This is a genomic window from Dyella sp., from assembly GCF_036384435.1.
GTDB lineage: Bacteria > Pseudomonadota > Gammaproteobacteria > Xanthomonadales > Rhodanobacteraceae > GSA-30.
Genome location: NZ_DASVMI010000157.1, coordinates 98,859 through 115,164, shown reverse-complemented (window position 1 = coordinate 115,164; position 16,306 = coordinate 98,859). Strand labels below are relative to the sequence as shown.

The 16,306-nt window shown below is 61.9% G+C and carries 13 protein-coding genes, 1 pseudogene and 1 riboswitch; of the genes and pseudogenes, 9 read left to right on the top strand and 5 right to left on the bottom strand.

The annotated features are described in order from the left end of the window. Positions 1-1,497: pseudogene (locus VF436_RS15620) on the bottom strand (efflux RND transporter permease subunit); the annotation flags it as partial. Between the two features lie 168 nt (positions 1,498-1,665). Then, on the bottom strand, positions 1,666-2,931 hold the full coding sequence (locus tag VF436_RS15615) for an efflux RND transporter periplasmic adaptor subunit (RefSeq protein ID WP_330904945.1): 1,266 nt from the start codon (positions 2,929-2,931) through the stop codon (positions 1,666-1,668). A gap of 415 nt (positions 2,932-3,346) precedes the next feature. Between VF436_RS15615 and VF436_RS15610 the strand changes: the two genes are divergently transcribed. Next, positions 3,347-3,868, top strand: coding sequence for a c-type cytochrome (locus VF436_RS15610; RefSeq protein WP_330904944.1), 522 nt, complete (start codon positions 3,347-3,349; stop codon positions 3,866-3,868). Positions 3,869-4,011: 143 nt separating this feature from the next. Here the strand turns inward: VF436_RS15610 and VF436_RS15605 are convergent, their stop codons facing one another. After that, positions 4,012-4,614 (bottom strand): ACP phosphodiesterase, encoded by a 603-nt coding sequence (locus tag VF436_RS15605; RefSeq protein WP_330904943.1) that lies wholly within the window; start codon positions 4,612-4,614, stop codon positions 4,012-4,014. 48 nt (positions 4,615-4,662) lie between these two features. Here VF436_RS15605 and VF436_RS15600 point away from each other — a divergent pair, with 48 nt between their 5' ends. The 4 genes from VF436_RS15600 to VF436_RS15585 all read left to right on the top strand — a co-directional run bounded on the left by VF436_RS15600 (position 4,663) and on the right by VF436_RS15585 (position 8,214). Next, on the top strand, positions 4,663-5,349 hold the full coding sequence (locus tag VF436_RS15600) for an alpha/beta hydrolase (protein WP_330904955.1): 687 nt from the start codon (positions 4,663-4,665) through the stop codon (positions 5,347-5,349). Positions 5,350-5,353: 4 nt separating this feature from the next. Next, positions 5,354-6,367 carry a lysozyme inhibitor LprI family protein gene (locus VF436_RS15595; RefSeq protein ID WP_330904942.1) on the top strand — a complete coding sequence of 338 codons (1,014 nt, stop codon included), beginning with the start codon at positions 5,354-5,356 and terminating at the stop codon, positions 6,365-6,367. Between the two features lie 183 nt (positions 6,368-6,550). Further along, a complete protein-coding gene (gene zapE / locus VF436_RS15590; RefSeq protein WP_330904941.1) occupies positions 6,551-7,666 on the top strand; it encodes a cell division protein ZapE in 1,116 nt (371 codons plus the stop codon). 158 nt (positions 7,667-7,824) lie between these two features. Next, the gene (locus VF436_RS15585; RefSeq protein WP_330904940.1) at positions 7,825-8,214 is read left to right on the top strand and encodes a peptidase C13; all 390 of its coding nucleotides are present in this window, start codon (positions 7,825-7,827) and stop codon (positions 8,212-8,214) included. Between the two features lie 165 nt (positions 8,215-8,379). Here VF436_RS15585 and VF436_RS15580 read toward each other — a convergent pair whose 3' ends face one another. Continuing rightward, the gene (locus VF436_RS15580; protein ID WP_330904939.1) at positions 8,380-9,180 is read right to left on the bottom strand and encodes a serine protease; all 801 of its coding nucleotides are present in this window, start codon (positions 9,178-9,180) and stop codon (positions 8,380-8,382) included. A gap of 336 nt (positions 9,181-9,516) precedes the next feature. Here VF436_RS15580 and VF436_RS15575 point away from each other — a divergent pair, with 336 nt between their 5' ends. Together VF436_RS15575 and VF436_RS15570 are read left to right on the top strand one after the other, a co-directional pair. Then, entirely contained in the window at positions 9,517-10,809 is a 1,293-nt protein-coding gene (locus tag VF436_RS15575; RefSeq protein WP_330904938.1) for an MFS transporter, read from the top strand. 112 nt (positions 10,810-10,921) lie between these two features. Continuing rightward, positions 10,922-11,142, top strand: a riboswitch (cobalamin riboswitch). A 150-nt stretch (positions 11,143-11,292) separates the two neighbouring features. Continuing rightward, positions 11,293-13,803: a ribonucleoside-diphosphate reductase subunit alpha gene (locus tag VF436_RS15570; RefSeq protein WP_330904937.1), complete on the top strand. Its 2,511-nt coding sequence runs from the start codon at positions 11,293-11,295 to the stop codon at positions 13,801-13,803. A gap of 262 nt (positions 13,804-14,065) precedes the next feature. Here the strand turns inward: VF436_RS15570 and VF436_RS15565 are convergent, their stop codons facing one another. Continuing rightward, entirely contained in the window at positions 14,066-14,200 is a 135-nt protein-coding gene (locus VF436_RS15565; RefSeq protein ID WP_330904954.1) for a GIY-YIG nuclease family protein, read from the bottom strand. 143 nt (positions 14,201-14,343) lie between these two features. Between VF436_RS15565 and VF436_RS15560 the strand changes: the two genes are divergently transcribed. Continuing rightward, the gene (locus VF436_RS15560) at positions 14,344-15,360 is read left to right on the top strand and encodes a ribonucleotide-diphosphate reductase subunit beta (protein WP_330904936.1); all 1,017 of its coding nucleotides are present in this window, start codon (positions 14,344-14,346) and stop codon (positions 15,358-15,360) included. 95 nt (positions 15,361-15,455) lie between these two features. After that, a complete protein-coding gene (locus VF436_RS15555; protein WP_330904935.1) occupies positions 15,456-16,292 on the top strand; it encodes an energy transducer TonB in 837 nt (278 codons plus the stop codon). Positions 16,293-16,306 lie beyond the last annotated feature (14 nt).

The window sequence follows — 16,306 nt, the reverse complement described above, 5'->3', positions numbered from 1 at the left end:
GTCGCCTTCGGGCAACGCGTCGGGGCGCAGCAGGTACGCGCACATCATGGGCGTGAGCGTCAGCGACACCAGCATGGAGATCGCCACCGCGATGGTGAGCACCCAGGCAAATTCATGGAACAGGCGGCCGGTGACGCCCGGCATCAGCAGCAGCGGCAGGAACACGGCGATGAGCGACACGGTCAGCGACAGCACCGTGAAGCCGATTTCCTTGGCGCCGATCTCGGCCGCTTCCTTGCCATCCTAGCCCTGCTCGATGTAGCGCACGATGTTTTCGATCATCACGATCGCATCGTCCACCACGAAGCCAGTGGCAACGGTCAGCGCCATCAGCGAGAGGTTGTCCAGGGACATGCCGGTGAAGGCCATCACGCCGAAGGTGCCTAGCAGCGACAACGGCACCGCGACAGACGGAATCACCGTCGCCCACAGCCGTCGCAGGAACACGAAGATCACCGCCACCACCAGGCAGATGGTAAGGATCAGCGTGAACTGCACGTCTTCCACGGAAGCACGGATGGTGACGGTACGGTCGGCGAAGATGTCCAGGTGCACGTCGGCCGGCAACACGGCCTGCAACTCGGGCATCAGGTTACGCACGCGCTGCACGGTCTGCACGATGTTGGCACCGGGCTGGCGACGGATGTCGAGCAGCACGGCGGGCTTGCCATTGGCCCACGCGGCGAGCTGGTCGTTCTCCACGCCATCGACCACGCTGGCCACATCGGACAGGCGCACGGGCGCGCCATTCTTGTAGGCAAGGATGGTGCTCTTGTATTCCTGCGCGTCGCTAAGCTGATCGTTGGTGCCGATGCTGTAGGACTGCGTCTTGCCGTTGAGCGTGCCCTTGGGCGCGTTCACGTTGGCCTGGGTCAGCGAGCTGCGCACGTCTTCCAGGGTGAGGCCGAGATTGGACAACTGCGCGGGATTGACCTGGATACGCACGGCCGGACGCACGTTGCCGGCGATAGACACCAGGCCCACGCCCTGCACTTGCGAGAGCTTCTGCGCCAGGATGGAGTCGGCGTAGTTGTTGACGTCGCGTAGCGGCAGGCTGTCGGAGGTGAGCTTGAGCGTGACGATCGGTGCATCAGCCGGATTCACGCGGTTGTAGACCGGCGGGTATGGCAGGTTGTTCGGCAGCGTGCCCTTGGCCTGGCTGATGGCCGCCTGGACGTCCTGCGCGGCGATGTCGATGTCGCGATCCATCGAGAACTGCAACACGATGGTGGACAGACCCGCCGAGGAGTCGGAGGTCATCATCGACAGGCCGGAGATCTGGCCGAAGTTGCGCTCCAGGGGCGTGGTGATCAACGCCGCCATGGTCGAGGCACTCGCACCCGGGTACTGCGTGGTCACCACCAGGCTGGGCGCATCGATTTCCGGCAGCGCCGAGACCGGCAGCTGGCGATAGCCGAGAATGCCCAGCAGCAACACCGCCACCATGAGCAGCGAGGTAGCGATGGGGCGGCGAATAAAGAGGGTGGAAAAGCCCATGGGTTTCTAGACCGTCACTGGTTTTGCTGCACGCTGGCAGCCTTGGCAAGTGCCTTGGAGACGAGAGACAGATAACGGGGGCGTAAGCGCGAGCGACCGGTGTGAACCGAAGGCTTGCGCAAACGCAACCTCATCGCACCCACGACCCATCTCCCTCTCCACTAAGAGTTACCGGCCGCGACGGCCGCCGCCCTTCTGCGAATCTTTCTTGGCCTGCTGCAATTCCGCGTCGGTCGGAGCGGCTGGCACTTCGCCGGGCTTGAGCGGCTTGATCTTGCTGCCGGGCTTAAGGCGGAACTGGCCCTCGGTGACCACCTGATCGCCCTCCTTCAGGCCCGAGGCAATCATCACGTGGCTGTCGCCGACTTCGGCGGCGGTCTTGACCGGCTGCATCTTGACCGTGTTGTCGCCCTGCACCAGGTACACGTAGTCGCCATCCGGACCGCGCTGCACCGCCTGCGCCGGGATCACCAGGCCACCGTTGACGGTGTTGACCTTCAGCTGCACGTTGACGAACTGGCCCGGCCACAATTCGGCCTTGGGATTGGGGAATTCCGACTTCAGGCGGAAGGTGCCGGTGGTGGTGTCGATCTGGTTGTCGACCACGCGCAGCACGCCATCGCTGGCGATGGTGTGGGCATCGGCGCGATCAAGCGCGGACACTTGCAGCGGCAGGCCCTTGTTCACCGCTTCACGCACCACTTCGAGGTTCTGCTCGGGCAGCGAGAACATCACGTTGATCGGATGCAGTTGGGTCAGCGTGACGATGTTTGAGGTGGTCGTGACCACGTTGCCCGGGTCCACGGCACGAATGCCGGCCACGCCATCGATCGGCGAGAGGATCTTGGTGAAGCCCAGTTGCACCTTGGCACTGTCGATCGCGGCCACGTCGGCCTGCACGGTCGCCTGGTTCTGGCTCAGGGTATTGCGCAGGGTGTCCATGTCCTGCTTGGAGATGTAGCCCTTGGCACCGAGGTCGACGCTGCGATCGAGGTTGCTGCGGGCGGTGGCCAGCGCGGCCTCATCCTGCAGTTTCTTGGCCACGGCCTGCTGATAGCTCGCCTGGAAGGTGCGCGGATCGATCTCGGCGAGCACGTCGCCGGCCTTCACTTCCTGGCCTTCCTTGAAGTTGAGCTTAAGTAGCTGGCCGCCAACCTGCGGATTGACCGTGACGGTGTTGAGCGCCTGCACGGTGCCCAGCGCGGTCAGGTAGATCGGCACATTCTGCTTGACCGTGGGCACTACGGTGACCGGCACCGGCTGGTTGTTCTTGTCATCGCCGTTGGCATCGGATGCCTGCTGGCCGCCACGATGACGCCCCTGGCCCGCGTCGGCAGCTTGATCGCCCGAGGGCTTGTGAAGCATATGCAGGCCCACGAAGGCAATCACGATCACGACGATGACGATCAGCGCGATCTTCCAAAAACGCGACATGTAGAACTCCCAAAAATTGAGCTGGCGGGTCACCCGCCCTCACGCGGCGCGGCAGGCGCCCGCCTTATGTTGAGTGAAAGGATAGGGGCAGTTGAACGAGATTTGACAATGCCGGTTGACATGGTCGATCCATGACCGATGGCAGGGCAAAGCCCTATGGTATGCCAGTGAAGACCTCAACCTGAGAGAAATAGTTGCCTATTTATGTGACGACAAAGCGCTTTCGGCGGCTTCGGGGGCAACTGCAAACTTCCGGCGGGGTTCGTCTATACTCTGGGGCTTGTTGCCCGGGGACACTTTGTCCGGGGGAGCGGCAAGCAGAGCAATCGCCTCGTTCCAGCGCCACGCCGTGTCGTGTACTGGTTCGATGCCCGCCGACTTTACTTTTGACTGGAGTAATTGCGTGAGCGGTTCCATGAGCAAATCCGACCAGAGCTTCATGCGCAGCTTTTCGCTGCTGATCGTTGGCCTGGCCGTGCTGACCCTTGTGTTGATTGGCCTGGCATGGTCGATCTACAGCAACGAGCCGAAGGAAACCGATCCGACCGCGCAAGCGCAGGTTTCCGCCCGCATTGCTCCCAATGGCGCCGTCTACGCCGGCAATACCGGTCGCGCGGCCATGCTCGCCGCGCAGGAAGCGGCCGCCAAGGCCGCCGCATCCCAGGTTGCCTACGGTGGCACCAAGGACGGCAAAACGATCTACGACAACCTCTGCCACAGCTGCCATACCGCTGGCGTGGCCGGCGCACCGAAGCTGGGCGACAAGGCCGCTTGGGGCCCGCGCATTGCCCAGGGCCTGGACACGCTGGTCAAGCATGCGACCGAGGGTTATCACGGCCCTGACGGCAATTTCATGCCTCCCAAGGGCGGCAACCCGGCGCTGACCGACGATCAGGTCAAGGCCGCAGTGACCTGGATCACACAGCAGGCGAAGTGAGGTTTTGAGGCTTCGCGGGATGGGGAGGGCCGCCTTGGGGCGGCCTTCGCTATTTTGGGGTCGGGAGACGAGTGGCGGGGGCGCACGCAAGCTCGTCATGCCACTTCTAGCCCAAGGCTCATGTCGCACCATGAAAGCTTGCCTCAGGTGGCAGGCTTTCGCGCCTCACCACGCCACTCCCGCGCAAACCCTTGAAGATGCGGAAAAAATGCTTCGAAGCGCAGTTGCAACGGCTCCCTGAGCGCCTCCAGCACGGGTAATGCGGCGCCCAGCGGATTTTCGCGCTTGAGGCGTCGAGAGATGCCAGCCAGTGAGCGGCCGATCGCGGCCGGTTCGGCGTAGCCGGCTGGCAGGCCGTGGGATTCCATATAGATCAGGAAGCGCTTGAGATCGGGCGGCAGCAGCTTCTCATGGCGATAGAGGGTATCGCGCAAGGCTGGCGAGAACAGGTGCAGCGGCTGGCCGCTCCAGCGCAGGAAATCCCGCGCCAGGCAGTGATCGAACCACATGTCCAGCAGGATGCCGGCGTAGCGACGGAACGGCGGCTCGAACAGCCCGCGCGCGGCCACCACTTCCGGGTGGCTGTCGGTATAGACATCGATCGCCCGGTGCAGGCGTATTCCCTCGATGGCGCGCTCAGGCAGGGCCAGGGCCTCGGGCGGGCCGTGCACGAAATCGCCCAACATACCTCCCAGGCGCATCAGCTCGTCGTCGCCCGCGAGCAGGGCATGGGCGAGATGATTCATGGGTGAGGCGCGGGCGGCCGGGCGGCCCGGCCGGTTATCATGGCGACTATGAACATCCTGGCGTTACCTGCAAACCCTGATCTTTTCCCGTCCGAAGCCGCCAGCTTCGCGCTCACCGGCCCTATGGGCAAGCTCGAAGTGGTCAGCGATGTGGCCGAACGTCCGGGGGCGCGGCGCGGTACGGCCATCGTCTGCCACCCGCACCCGCTTCAGGGTGGCACCATGCACAACAAAGTGGTGACGATGGCCGAGCGTAGCCTGCTGGAATCGGGATTGGATACGTTGCGCTTCAATTTTCGCGGTGTCGGCGCCTCGGAAGGCAGCTACGACAACGGTAACGGCGAGGGTGACGACCTGGCCGCCATCGCCGCCTGGGTACGCAAGGTACGGCCGGATGACGAGCTGTGGCTGGCCGGGTTTTCATTCGGCAGCTATGTATCGATTCGGGCGGCCGTGCGATTGCGCGCCAGCGCGCTGATCAGCATCGCACCTCCGGTGGGTCGCTGGCCCTTCGAGAGCATCGAGCTGCCAACTTGCCCCTGGCTGGTGGTACAGGGCGAAGACGACGAAGTCGTTGATCCCCAGGCTGTGTTCGACTGGATCCAGGCCATGGAACACCCACCGGAACTGGTGCGTATGCCCGAGACCAGCCATTTCTTTCATCGCCGGTTGATGGACCTGCGCGGTGCGATCAAGCACGCGGTCCGGGACTGGCTGCCACCTCCAAGGAGTTGATCCGATGCGTCCATGGATTGCCATGGCGGCGCTCATCGCGCTGCCGCTCGCGGCACACGCCGCCAGTTTCGATTGCGCCAAGGCATCGAGCACGGCCGAAAAAGCGGTTTGTGCCGATGCCGACCTGTCCCAGTTGGATGGCGACCTGGGCAAGGCGTTCGTGCAGGCCATGTCGGCCGCCGGCAATAGCGATGCCCTGCGTACATCGCAGCGCGCATGGCTCAAGCAGCGCGATGCCTGCGGTAGCGACAAGCGCTGCCTGCAACGCAGCTACCGGCAAAGGCTGGACCGCCTGCATGGCACCGCCAGCAGCGACAAGGGCGGCGACGCGCGCTGGACGCAGACCTGGCAGCTGGACAGCGGCAATCCGTCGGTGAACAGTCAGATCGACATCACCGGCAAGGGCCCGACCTACCACTTCGACATGTCTGCCGCCAATGGCGGCAACATGGGCCGGCTTGAAGGTGACATCACCGTCGCCAATGATCGCGCGCACTTCGATGGGGGTGCCGATGCTCCCGGCTGTACCATCGATTTCGTCCGCGTGGGCCAGCGGCTCACACTCAAGCAGAGCCAGAATGATTGCGGCGCCGGCAATGGCGTGTATTACGCAGGCACCTATCTGCCTGCATCGGTGATGGCCGCCAAACCGAAGGCCGACCTGGTCAGCCTCAAAATACTCGATGCGGCACAGAACACGGCCGCACGCCAGTTGCTGGGCAAGGATTATCAAACCCTGGTCGATGACGTGAACGTGTGCGGCAATATCGACGACAAGGACGGACTCGGCGCCAGCGTGACGGATTGCTTCGTGCGCGGACTGGCCCCCACCAATGCCGCCGTGGTGATGAGCAAGGGCTCGCAGTTGTGGATTGGCATGCTGGTCTTGGACAAACAAAACAACTCGCGGCTGCGTTACTACACGAATGTGCCAGCGTGGAAGCACAAGCTGCCCAGGACCATTCAGGCCTGGCATGACGAACATGACAAAACGCTGCCTGTGGATCTGATGCCGTGATGCGCTCGCGTGCGGGCTACGACAAGCCCTGGCGCTGGCCGGAGCGACCCGCGCCGCGAAAGCCGTTCGCGGGATGGCCTCGTCGACGGCCAATACATGGAAACACTCCAGACCGCCGCACACATCCAAGCCACCCTTTGAACCACCTCTCCACTTTTTAGCCTTCCAAACGATTACGCGTTCATGAGTGACACATCTTTTTCTCCCAGCGCCCGCTACCAGGAGGGCGTCGCGGCGCATCGCTGGGAAGCCGATCCCGCGCAGATGGCGATGCTGCCGGAATTCGATCGCATGCATGCCGCGCTGAGCGCAGCGCGCCAGGATACCGGCGGCTTATTGGGCAAACTCAAGTCGTTGCTGGGCAATGACACTCCCGATGCCGTGCCCGGCTTGTACCTGTGGGGTAGCGTCGGCCGTGGCAAGACCTTCCTGATGGACATGTTTGTCGCCAGCCTGCCGCAAGGCATGGCGCTGCGACGCCACTACCACCGTTTCATGGCCGAGGTGCACGAGCATCTGCGCGAACTGGGTGAACGACAGGACCCGTTGATCGAAGTCGCCGCCGGCATCGCGCAGCGTTGCCGCGTGCTGTGCCTGGATGAATTCCTGGTCAGCGACATCGGTGACGCCATGATCCTGGCGACGTTGCTCGAATCACTTTTCGCGCGTGGCGTCACCCTGGTGACCACGTCCAATACCGCGCCGCCCAATCTCTACAAGGACGGCCTGCAACGCGCACGCTTCCTGCCTGCCATCGCAATGATCGAAAAGCACTGCCACGTGGTGGAAATGATCTCCAGCCGGGACTGGCGCCTGCGCGCTCTATCGCAGGCCTCGGTGTACTACACGCCACCGAGCGCGGAAGCCGAACGCGCACTGGCGAAGATCTTCACCACACAGGCCATGGGTGACATCATCGAAGATGGCCAGATCGTCATCAACGACCGCGCCATTGCACTGCGCAAGCGCGCGGACAATATCCTGTGGTTCGAATTCGACGCCTTGTGCGACGGACCGCGCGCAGTGGCCGACTACATCGAGCTGGCCAAGGCCGGCCCGGCGATCATCGTATCCAACGTGCCGCAATTTACTATCTACACCGAAAACCAGGCCAAGCGTTTTGTACTACTGGTCGATGAGTTCTACGATCGCCACGTGAAGCTGATCCTTTCGGCCGCCGCGCCGATCACCGAACTTTACGACGGCGAACGACTGCGTGCGGAATTCGGGCGAACGGAATCGCGGTTGATCGAAATGCAAAGCGAAGCATATCTAGGGTTGGAGCACCGGGCCGATTGACGGGTGGGAGAGAGATAACGGGGACGCAAGTTCGTCAGCGTGCGCCCCCTGACGTTCACACCGCTCATGTCGATCAACGCAAAATCACCTTCATAGCCCGGTCTTTGCCCCCCCTGCACCCATCTCCCATCCCGAACCGTCGATCCAGGAGTCCAGCCATGCGTACAGTCCTCGCTATCGCCCTACTACTGGTCACCATCTGCGCATTCGCCAGAGATGACTTCGATCAGCGAGTGCAGGCGGCGAAAATGGCTGAGGGTACGGCGACGGGGCCGGCTTACCAGCGGGCGTTCTGGGATAAGACCGGCAATCCAATGACCGATGCGCTCAAGAGCTGCATCAAGAGCAACGAGCCGGCGGACAAATCGCCCTTCACGCTGGTGGCCGATATCTCCGCCGACGGCCATCCGCAGCGGGTGGATGTTCGCGCCCCCACACCGCTAGCTCGCTGCCTGGCCGGGCAGTTTTCGGGATGGACCTTTCCCAAGCCGCCGCTGAAGGAAGGCGCGAGCTATCCCGTCGAGATCGACGTCAGCGTGACGCAGTAAAGCAATCAGCCGCCAAACCGGTCGACATCATGGCCACGGCTCGATCCGCATCATGCCCGTCTGCGCTGCATTGGCTTGGCCCAAGCGTTCGTTTTATTCGGCCCACGCTCACGCCGTGACTGCGACCTGCTCTGACAGGTCGCAGTCGAAGCGCCAAACATAGGCTTAGCTTTCAGGTCTCACCCAGATTGGCGTAAGGCTATCAAATAGATCCTGCCGGCTGAGGTTGACATAAACGCCAGGTGCCCCTTGTTCGGCACAACCTTTGCCGCTAGAGACGACGCCGATCTGAAATACTCGGCCACGGATGGCGCGAATGATCGGACCACCGCTATCGCCCTGACACGCATCCCGACCTCGCATACCAGCGCAGAACTCGGTGCTCGAATAATCGGGATAGGAGAGAGCACATTCTTCGGGTGACAAGATGGGCACGTCGACGAAACGAAGACGATCCGGCGCAAATGGCACTTCGGGGTCCGTATTACCCCAGCCCATGACGGTGGCGAACTGTCCTGGTTGGTAAAGTGCATCACTATTGGCGGTAGGCAATGAAACAGGAGTGACGTTCAGCACGGGTTTTTCCAGTATCAGCACTGCCAAGTCGGAAGATGGCGAGACTCTGACCTCACTGATGCGCCGACGTTGTGCACCTGTTTCATCCGACAGCAAAGTCTGCCCGACTATCACCGAATACTGATCGGCTATTTCTGTGGTCTTGATGTGCTCCACACAATGCGCAGCAGTAATGACCATCTGGAAGTTCGCCAGTGAAGCTCCGCATGCGTGCTGCTCATTTTCACGAATGGAGGCCATGAAAGGATACTGCCCCCTGGATGCCTCCCAACCGCCGACGATGCTGGGTCTGATCTGAGTGGCACCCTCTGCGGCAACCCATCCCGAGAACCCCAGAGCCGCCGTCAATAATAACTGGCATATGGTTCGTGTTTTGCTTAGATATTTCATGGCATTCCTTTCCTGCGCACTAGTGAGGCATCCGATCAACAGTTGTCGGCGCTCCCGCAAAAACTTAAGTCTCTGAACGGTCCTGCACCATAAGCATGCACGTGACATCCTTGTAAGCATGTCACCGAGCGCTTTGTAGCCAGTAGGCCTGTACACTTGGCTCGCTTCCACACACCGGGGACTCAACGGGATGGCCCTCACTCCATACCGATATCCTGGCTGGGATATCCATGGCAGCCGCATCGCCATGCTGCCTCCGGTCGTGGCATGCCTTGAAGCCTGGGTGACAGTTTCTTGTGTCGACTTTCCGGCTGCGGTGCGAGTGGGAGTCATCGAGTGAACACCCATGACTTGCCGACACGTTCGCGTGGCGAGAGCGTCAAGGCCATCGTGCGCGTGGTCAGCGGCAATTTCCTGGAGATGTATGACTTCATGGTCTACGGCTACTACGCCTCGGCCATCGCTCATGCGTACTTCCCGGCAAAGAGCCAATACGCCTCGCTGTTGCTGACCCTGCTGGCATTCGCCGCCGGCTTCGTGATGCGACCGGTCGGCGCCGTGGTACTAGGCGCGTATATCGACCATCATGGGCGCCGCAAGGGACTGATCCTCACCTTGCTGCTGATGGCCATCGGCACCCTGCTGGTGGCAGCCGTGCCTGGCTACGACCGGATCGGCGTGCTGGCACCGGTGCTGGTGCTGGCTGGCCGCCTGCTACAAGGCTTCTCCGCCGGTGTGGAATTGGGCGGCGTGTCGGTCTACCTGAGCGAAATCGCCCGGCCTGGTACCCGTGGGTTCTATTGCGCCTGGCAGTCCGCCAGCCAGCAAGTGGCCGTGGTATTCGCCGCGCTGCTTGGATTGTTGCTTCAGCACTGGCTGACACCCGCGCAAGTCTCGGACTGGGGCTGGCGAGTACCGTTCCTGGTCGGCTGCCTGATCGTGCCATTCCTGTTCCTGATCCGCCGCTCGCTGGAGGAAACCGAATCGTTCCTGGCACGCCGCCGGCCCGGTATCGATGAAATCTTCCGTTCGATGCTCGCCAATAGCCGCATCGTGCTGTTGGGCGTGGCGCTGGTGATGATGACCACCGTGTCGTTCTACCTGATCACCGCCTATACGCCGACGTTCGGCAGCGAGGTGCTCAAGCTCTCGCAGGGCGACGTGTTCGTGGTAACGCTCTGTGTAGGCGTGTCCAATTTCGTCTGGCTGCCGCTGATGGGCGCGCTTTCCGATCGTATCGGCCGGCGGCCGCTGCTGCTGGCCTGTACCGCCCTTGCCTTGCTGACCGCTTACCCTACCCTGCGCTGGCTGGTCGCCGAACCGGATTTTGGCCGTCTGCTGACCGTGGAACTGTGGCTATCGTTCATCTATGCCAGCTACAACGGCGCCATGGTGGTAAGCCTGACCGAGATCATGCCCGAAGCGGTCCGTACGACAGGTTTCTCGCTGGCCTACAGCCTGGCCACTACGGTTGGGGGGTCCAGTCTGGCCATCTCACAGTGGCTGATCCACGTGACGGGAGACCGCGCCGCGCCCGGGTTGTGGATGTCCTTCGCCGCCCTGTGCGGCCTGGTGGCGACCTTGTGGGTATTCGGCGATCCCCGGCATCGGGATCTGCACCGCCATTGATCGGATGGGTCCGAAAAAAAGTAAATCCCGCAAGCCCGCGCCACGCCTGGGTTCGGGCCGCTTATCCACGGGTTATCCACAATTTATCGGGTTGACCGGGCCGACTGACCCCTATATGTTGTGCCTCGTCGGTGCCTTTCTCAGACCCACGGTCGGATCGGCTTAATAGGGAATGCCGGTGTAACTCCGGAACTGCCCCGCAGCGGTAAGTGGAAACGAACGCCTCTCTTGCGCACTGGCCTTCTGTCAGGCTGGGAAGCGAAGGCTAGTAGGTGGATCACCTGTCGATCCGCGTCCACAAGTCCGAAGACCTGCCGACACATCGCAGCCTGTCTGCTGCGGTGAGTGATGGCGGCCTCCGCGGGGAGGTGCGTCGTAGCCGCGGGGCGCCAGCCTCGCCATACGACCGTCCGCGACCCCATCACACCTTTTCAGCCCTGCGCGGGGAGCAGGCGATGGAAACTTCTTCGGAGCGCTGCCGCCATGCAACCTCTTGATACCTCCACGCGCGAACGCACTGTCGGTCGCGTGGATGCATCTTCTTTCTCCGCCGATACCCACCTCGGCGGCACCAGCACCCCTGCCGCATCGGAAGCTCCGTTTGCGCTGACCCCGCCCCACAATCCCGGCCAGATGCGGGTGACCAAGCGCAACGGCGGCCAGGAGATCGTGGACGTCAACAAGATCGTGCGCGCCGTGACCCGCGCTGGCGAAGGCCTGCATGCGGTCGATCCACTGCGCGTGGCGCTCAAGACCATTGGCGGCCTGTACGACGGCGCGACCACCCAGGAACTGGACGAACTGTCCATCCGCACCGCCGCCGCCCTGACCGCCGAGGAGCCTGAATACGGCCAGCTCGCTGCTCGCCTGCTCGGCGCCTACATCGACAAGGAAGTGAGCGGCCAGGAAATCCAGAGCTTCTCCCAGTCGATCGCGCGCGGCGCGGAACTGGGCATCCTCAATGCACGCCTGCGCGACTTCGTCGCCACCAATGCGCGCAAGCTCAACGATGCCGTCGATGTGCTGGCCACGCGCCGCTTCGAATACTTCGGCCTGCGCACGGTGTACGACCGCTACCTGCTGCGCCATCCGCAGTTGCGCAAGGTGATCGAAACGCCGCAATACTTCTTCATGCGCATTGCGTGTGCGCTCGGCGGCAATGACATTGGCGAGACGCTGGAACTGTATCGCCTGCTGTCCTCGCTGGAATACATGGCCAGTTCGCCGACCCTGTTCAATGCAGGCACGGCGCACGAACAGTTGTCTTCGTGCTTTCTGCTCGATTCGCCGACCGATTCACTGGAATCGATCTACGAGAAGTATGGCGACGTGGCCAAGCTCAGCAAGTTCGCCGGCGGTATTGGCCTGGCCTATTCGCGCGTGCGTTCGCGCGGCTCGCTGATCAAGGGCACCAATGGCCACTCCAACGGCCTGGTGCCGTGGCTGAAGACGCTGGACGCCTCGGTGGCGGCAGTGAACCAGGGTGGCAAGCGCAAGGGCGCGGCCTGCGTATACCTGGAGCCGTGGCATGCCGATATCGAGGAGTTCCTCGAACTGCGCGACAACACGGGCGATGAAGCACGCCGTACGCACAACCTCAATCTCGCCAACTGGATCCCAGACGAATTCATGCGTCGCGTCGAGAACGACGGCGACTGGTCGCTGTTCGACCCGAAGGTCGTGCCGCATTTCGTCGATAGCTGGGGCCCGACGTTCGAGCAGGCCTATCGTGATGCCGAGGCCGCCGGCCTGGCGGTAAAGAAGATCAAGGCGCGTGAGCTTTATGCGCGCATGCTGCGCACGCTGGCGCAGACCGGCAATGGCTGGATGACCTTCAAGGACCGCTCCAACGCTACCAGCAACCAGACAGCCAGGGCAGAGAACGTCATCCACCTGTCCAACCTGTGCACCGAGATCCTGGAGGTCACCTCCTCCGGAGAGACGGCCGTGTGCAACCTGGGCTCGGTGAACCTGTCACGCCACGTCGTCGATGGTGCGTTCGATTTCTCCAAGCTGGCTTCGACCGTGCGCACCGCCGTGCGCCAGCTCGATCGCGTGATCGATCTGAATTTCTACCCCATCGATACCGCGCGCACGGCCAACATGAAGTGGCGCCCGGTCGGCCTGGGTGTGATGGGCTTGCAGGACGTCTTCTTCAAGCTACGCCTGCCATTCGACTCGGCCGAGGCGCTGGCGCTTTCCACGCGCATCGCCGAAGAGATCTACTTCAACGCGATGGACGCGTCCAACGAGCTGGCCAAGGCCAGTGGCGCGCATCCGGGCTTCGACGAAACCCGCGCCGCCAACGGCGAGTTGCAGTTCGACTATTGGCCACAGGCCAAGCCGAACGACACCGCGCGCTGGGACGCCCTGCGTGAGCGCATCAAGGCACATGGCTTGCGCAATTCGCTACTGATCGCGATCGCGCCGACCGCCACGATCGCTTCGATCTCCGGTTGCTATGAGTGCATCGAGCCGCAGGTGAGCAACCTGTTCAAGCGCGAAACGCTGTCGGGCGACTTCCTGGTGGTCAATCGCTACCTGGTCGAGGAACTCAAGACGCTGGGCCTGTGGACGTCGGAAGTGCGCGACGCGATCAAGCTAGCCGAAGGCTCGATCCAGGGTATCGCCGCGATCCCTGAGCGCCTGCGCCAGATCTACCGCACCGTATGGGAACTGCCGCAGAAAGCCCTGATTGACCTGGGTGCCGCACGCGGCGCATACATCGACCAGAGCCAATCGCTGAACCTGTTCATGGAGAACCCGAACATCGGCCAGCTCAGCTCCATGTACATGTACGCATGGAAATCGGGCATCAAGACCACCTACTACCTGCGCTCGCGCCCGGCGACCAAGATTGCCAAGACGACGGTTGCCAGCAGTGCTGCCGCTCCGGTAGCACCCGTAGCGCCAGTGGTCGATGCACAGGAACAGGCTACGGCTGCCGTCTTTTGTTCTCTTGAGAACCCGGAATACTGCGAGGCTTGCCAGTAACGCCTCACGTCGCCCCGGCGAAGGCCGGGGTCCAGTGTCTTTCGCCCGTTCGATAAAGAGCAAAGACACTGGATCCCGGCCTTCGCCGGGATGACGATCCGGTCAGGGTTCGGACGGAGAGAAGATTGGCGGCCAGATAAGGTCTTAAAGATCACGCGAGCAAGGGTTGGCGTCTTCAATAAGTTTCAGCTTTCAGGCGCGCCGCCAGGATTTCAACGCTTTTTCCGCGCAGGATCGCCGACTCCATGATGTCGTGTCGCTCTTACCAGACAAGCCTGTGGATGTTGTAGCGGCTGGTAAGACCCTCGACAAAAGCTTCCCGATGCTGCCAAACCCGCTGCACCAGATTCGAAGTAACACCTACGTAGAGAGTTCCGTTTCTTTCAGTCGCAAGCATGTAGACGCAAGGTTCTCGTGACATGCTCGTGGTATCGCTCAAATAAAATCTGGCATCAGTCATCTATCGCTGCCTCGTCGCGTCATCCCGACGAATCCCGCAGCCCCCTGTGACTGAAGCGCCATCTATAAGAAAGGCCATTTATGTCAACCACAACCCAGCACATTCTCGATCCAGGCTTCGAACTCACCCTTCGCCCGATGCGCTACCCTGAGTTCTATGAGATGTATCGCAACGCGATCAAGAACACCTGGACGGTGGAGGAAGTCGATTTCTCGCTCGACGTCACCGACCTGAAGTCGAAGATGTCCGATGCCGATCGCCACCTGATTCATCGCCTGGTCGCGTTCTTCGCCACCGGCGACACGATCGTGGCGAACAATCTGGTGTTGAATCTCTACCAGCACATCAACGCCCCCGAAGCGCGTATGTATCTCTCGCGCCAGTTGTTCGAGGAAGCACTGCACGTACAGTTCTACCTGACGCTGCTCGACACTTATATCCCTGATCCGAACGAGCGCAACAAGGCGTTCGCGGCGATCGAGAATATTCCTTCGATCCGCCAGAAGGGCGAGTTCTGCTTCAAGTGGATCGACTCGATCCAGCATGTGCAGCGCCTGGAGACGCGCGAACAGCGGCGGCAGTTCCTGTTGAACCTGATCTGTTTTGCCGCCTGCATCGAAGGCTTGTTCTTCTATGCCGCGTTCGCCTATGTATATTTCCTGCGTTCGCGCGGCCTGCTGCATGGCCTGGCCTCGGGTACCAACTGGGTGTTCCGCGACGAATCGGGCCACATGGCGTTTGCCTTCGCCGTGGTGCGCAAGGTACGCGAGGAAGAGCCCGAGCTGTTCGACGAGACGATGCGCGAGCAGGTGGAACAGATGATGGAGGAAGCCATTGCCTGCGAAACACAGTTCGCCAGTGACGTGTTGTCGGGCGGCGTGGCCGGCCTGTCGGTCGCCGATATGCGGGCTTACCTGGAATATTGCGCCGACCAGCGCCTGACCCAGTTGGACCTGCCCAAGAAGTACGGCACCAAGAATCCGTTCGACTTCATGGACCTGCAAGACGTGCAGGAAGTGACCAACTTCTTCGAGCGCCGCGTCTCGGCCTACCAGGTCGGTGTGCAGGGTGAAGTGGCGTTCGACATGTCGTTCTGAGTACCCATGACGGGGCCGGCTTGCGCCCCCGTCATGTAATTGCGACGCGACAGGCGCATACTCCCGCGAACCGGACAGGTATCGGGGGGCGAAGGATGAAGCGCTGGGCCGCAGTGTTGTTGTGCGTCGGTTTTATCGGTAGCACCCAAGTTGTCGGTGCGGTATCCGCGCGCAAGTCCGTGGAGGCGAGCATGATGCTTACCGGCTCGCTCGAGCTGGCTGCCGATGGCTCGGTTAGTTCATACGCCCTGGACCGACAGGATCTCCAGCCGGAGATCGCCGATCTGATCAAGCGCAATGTCGCCACCTGGCGTTTCAAGGCGCAGGACGGCGGCACCCTTCCTGGCAAGACATCGATGCTATTGCGCCTGGTCGCCAAACCCGTGGGCGATGGCAACTTTGGCGTGTCCATCGTGGGCGCCAATTTCGGCGAGAAGGACCCGGCCAGCAGCATCAGCTTCAAGGATCGCCAGTGGCCAAAGTATCCAGACATGGCTCGCCATGCCAAGGCCGGAGGCATCGCATATCTGATGTTGCGCGTGGACCGCAGCGGTCACGTGACCGACGCGGCGGTCGCCCAGGTGGACCTCACGTCCGTCAGCTCCGATAGCGATATGCGCACGCTGCGCACCGTGCTCGGCGACGCGGCGATGCGCGCGGCACAGAACTGGACCTTCAATCTTCCTACGCAAGGGCCGCACGCCAACGACGCGTCGTGGGTGGTGCGAGTGCCGGTCAATTTCCACATGCGCGACCAGGGCTTGCCGGACAAGGATGGTTGGATGGCTTATATCCCCGGCCCGAGGCAGGAGATTCCGTGGCTGGCCGCTTATCGTGCCAGCATCGCCGGTGCAGTGGACACCTCATCGGAAGAAACGCCTTCGCTGGTGGGTACCGGACCGGTACTGACCACACCATTGAACCAGGGTTGATGCAAAACAAAGGG

Excerpts from the sequence above, each read along its gene's own strand:
- VF436_RS15615 (WP_330904945.1), bottom strand. The coding sequence starts at position 2,931 with ATGTCGCGTTTTTGGAAGATCGCGCTGATCGTCATCGTCGTGATCGTG.
- VF436_RS15610 (WP_330904944.1), top strand. The coding sequence starts at position 3,347 with ATGAGCAAATCCGACCAGAGCTTCATGCGCAGCTTTTCGCTGCTGATC.
- VF436_RS15605 (WP_330904943.1), bottom strand. The coding sequence starts at position 4,614 with ATGAATCATCTCGCCCATGCCCTGCTCGCGGGCGACGACGAGCTGATG.
- VF436_RS15600 (WP_330904955.1), top strand. The coding sequence starts at position 4,663 with ATGAACATCCTGGCGTTACCTGCAAACCCTGATCTTTTCCCGTCCGAA.
- VF436_RS15595 (WP_330904942.1), top strand. The coding sequence starts at position 5,354 with ATGCGTCCATGGATTGCCATGGCGGCGCTCATCGCGCTGCCGCTCGCG.
- zapE (WP_330904941.1), top strand. The coding sequence starts at position 6,551 with ATGAGTGACACATCTTTTTCTCCCAGCGCCCGCTACCAGGAGGGCGTC.
- VF436_RS15585 (WP_330904940.1), top strand. The coding sequence starts at position 7,825 with ATGCGTACAGTCCTCGCTATCGCCCTACTACTGGTCACCATCTGCGCA.
- VF436_RS15580 (WP_330904939.1), bottom strand. The coding sequence starts at position 9,180 with ATGAAATATCTAAGCAAAACACGAACCATATGCCAGTTATTATTGACG.
- VF436_RS15570 (WP_330904937.1), top strand. The coding sequence starts at position 11,293 with ATGCAACCTCTTGATACCTCCACGCGCGAACGCACTGTCGGTCGCGTG.
- VF436_RS15565 (WP_330904954.1), bottom strand. The coding sequence starts at position 14,200 with ATGCTTGCGACTGAAAGAAACGGAACTCTCTACGTAGGTGTTACTTCG.
- VF436_RS15560 (WP_330904936.1), top strand. The coding sequence starts at position 14,344 with ATGTCAACCACAACCCAGCACATTCTCGATCCAGGCTTCGAACTCACC.
- VF436_RS15555 (WP_330904935.1), top strand. The coding sequence starts at position 15,456 with ATGAAGCGCTGGGCCGCAGTGTTGTTGTGCGTCGGTTTTATCGGTAGC.